This is a genomic window from Mixta sp., from assembly GCF_024610815.1.
Classification (GTDB): Bacteria; Pseudomonadota; Gammaproteobacteria; order Enterobacterales; family Enterobacteriaceae; genus Mixta; species Mixta calida.
The window spans coordinates 1-1,791 of record NZ_JANION010000128.1 but is presented as its reverse complement, the minus strand read 5'-3'; the positions used below and the strand labels follow the sequence as shown (position 1 = coordinate 1,791).

General features: G+C 44.3%; 3 protein-coding genes. All 3 read right to left on the bottom strand.

From position 1 onward, the window contains the following. Positions 1-49: 49 nt before the first annotated feature. Genes MYY08_RS09235 through acpS form a run of 3 tightly spaced genes read right to left on the bottom strand, consistent with a single transcriptional unit; the run spans position 50 to position 1,764 of the window. On the bottom strand, positions 50-598 hold the full coding sequence (locus MYY08_RS09235; RefSeq protein ID WP_288013951.1) for a hotdog family protein: 549 nt from the start codon (positions 596-598) through the stop codon (positions 50-52). Positions 599-601: 3 nt separating this feature from the next. Next, on the bottom strand, positions 602-1,363 hold the full coding sequence (locus MYY08_RS09230; protein ID WP_133052063.1) for an SDR family oxidoreductase: 762 nt from the start codon (positions 1,361-1,363) through the stop codon (positions 602-604). 26 nt (positions 1,364-1,389) lie between these two features. Continuing rightward, positions 1,390-1,764: a holo-ACP synthase gene (gene acpS, locus MYY08_RS09225; RefSeq protein WP_288013952.1), complete on the bottom strand. Its 375-nt coding sequence runs from the start codon at positions 1,762-1,764 to the stop codon at positions 1,390-1,392. Positions 1,765-1,791: the final 27 nt, after the last annotated feature.

Genomic DNA, 1,791 nt, shown 5'->3' with positions numbered 1-1,791 from the left:
TTTCAATATCATCTTTAACTGTGTTCATCCACTTATCTCCCTGTAATAACTATTTAACTTCACGGTAATTGATGATGGTGCCTTTGCTAATCTCTCTTTTGCCGACATGAGCAGAAACAGCGTAGTGCTTAAAACCGCTCTCGTCGGAAAAAGCGAGTCTGCTAATCACTTCTATGGTATCTCCGGGACAGGCGACTTCTTTAAATTTTAAATTCTGCGCTGCCAGCACGCCCCGTACCTGAGCCCGACGCGCGCGGATAATTTCAAGCATCCCGGCATCATAAATTCTGGCGCGAATATCCCGCAACGATTGCAAATTTTCCTGATGGCGCTCCCGATAAATATCACAGATATCGGTCAGAAATGAAAGGTATTCACTGGCCTGCCCAAATATTTCAGCAATCATTACGCCCGGCATAATGGGATCTTCAGGAAAGTGTCCCAGTAAATAAGGCTCATTATAGGTAACATGCTTGACAACCCGAATATAGCCTTTTTCTCCATATTTATAATCGTCAATACGATCAACCATTATCAAAGGTTGACGCCAGCCTCCCATCTCAAGGAAGATTTTTGCAGGAATCGAATATTTAGACATAGATCACCGCATAACCAGACCACCATCGATAATGATGGTTTGTCCAACAATATAACTGGATGCTGAAGAGCTTAAAAAAACAATCGTGTTGGCCACCTCAGCGCTTTGCCCCAAACGCTTCAGCGGTATTGAACTTAATACATCCCTTACCACCGTTCGCGAAACTTTTTTTACCATCCGCGACTCAATCATGCCTGGCGCCACGGCATTTACGCGTACGCCTCTGGCTGCCATTTCTGCTGCCAGGGTACGGGTAAAGCCAAGAAGCGCGCCTTTGGATGCGCTGTAGTTCGTCTGACCTACACTGGGGATAATCGCAGCGATAGATGCCACATTCACGATCGCCGGATTCTCTGCCGCTCTTAACAACATCAGCGTCTCTTTTGTCAGTCTGAAAATAGTAAGCAGGTTCTGTTCGATAACCGTACTGAAATCTTCAAAACTCATGGCGGCAAACAGGCTATCCTTTACGATGCCGGCATTATTAACCAAAACATCCAGCTTTCCGGCTGATTTATTCAGCCAGACGCATAAATTGCTCACCTCATCTTTATCAGCAAGATTGCACTGTAAAATATGAAGTTTGTCGCCTTGAGGATGCCGATTCTTAAGCTCGATTAATTCAGCGGATCGTGTGTTATACAGGGCATATACCTGGCACTCTTGTTCAAGAAATTTCGCACAAATGGCCAGCCCGATGTCACCGCTGGCTCCGGTTACCAGCACTGTTTTATTGATAAGGTCGTCATACTTATACATACAAATAGCTACGCTCTGTTAGGTAATTTATTTTAATCGTGCGTAACAGCCACAACGGCGATCGCATAGTTTTGGCAGTGTGAAATGCTCAGTGATATTTTTGCTTTTCCTTTTTCGGCTACAATTTCTTTTAATCGTCCGCGCAGGATAAAATATGGGCAGCCATTCTCATCATACTCTACTTCCATATCCTGAAAACTTATACCGTTACGAAATCCCAGGCCAATGGCCTTTACCATAGATTCTTTAGCAGCCCACAGTCCCGCAGCACGCTGATAATCAGGCGTTTCAGCATTAATTTTACTGACTTCACGCGCGGTAAAGACGCGATTAAGGAAATCGTGTTTCCAGTGCGAAATGGCTCTTTTAATGCGTTCGACTTCAACAATATCCGTACCAACAAACATTTCTTTCCCTGTGATCATTATTATAAC